This window comes from Vibrio sp. Y176, from assembly GCF_033438945.1.
In genome coordinates this window covers 1-536 of record NZ_JAWOQS010001088.1, presented here as the reverse complement: position 1 = coordinate 536, position 536 = coordinate 1, and the positions used below count along the sequence as shown (strand labels likewise).

The 536-nt window shown below is 45.9% G+C and carries 1 pseudogene; it reads left to right on the top strand.

Features of this window, described 5'->3' with window-relative positions:
- Window positions 1-536 (top strand): annotated as a pseudogene (locus R7O13_RS30355) (acetolactate synthase 3 large subunit); the annotation flags it as partial.

The window sequence follows — 536 nt, the reverse complement described above, 5'->3', positions numbered from 1 at the left end:
ATATCCCTGAAACGATCAAAAAAGCCTTCTACATTTCAACAACGGGTCGTCCTGGGCCAGTTGTGATTGATTTGCCTAAAGACGTAATGAATCCGCAAATCAAACTGCCTTACCAATATCCAGAAAGCATCTCGATGCGTTCATACAAGCCAACCACTTCGGGTCATAAAGGCCAAATCAAGAAAGCGCTGAAGTCTTTGATTGAAGCGAAAAAACCGGTGCTTTATGTCGGTGGTGGCGCAGTCATTTCTGGTGCTCACGAACATATTTTAGAACTGGCAGACAAACTTAACCTGCCAGTTGTCAGTACCTTAATGGGCCTAGGTGCATTTCCGGGGACTCACAAAAACTCGCTTGGTATGTTGGGGATGCACGGTACCTACGAAGCCAATATGGCGATGCACGAAGCGGATCTGATCTTCGGTATTGGGGTGCGTTTTGATGACCGCACCACCAATAACCTTGAGAAGTACTGTCCAAATGCGAAAGTGATGCACATTGATATTGATCCGTCGTCGATCTCCAAAAACGTCAAA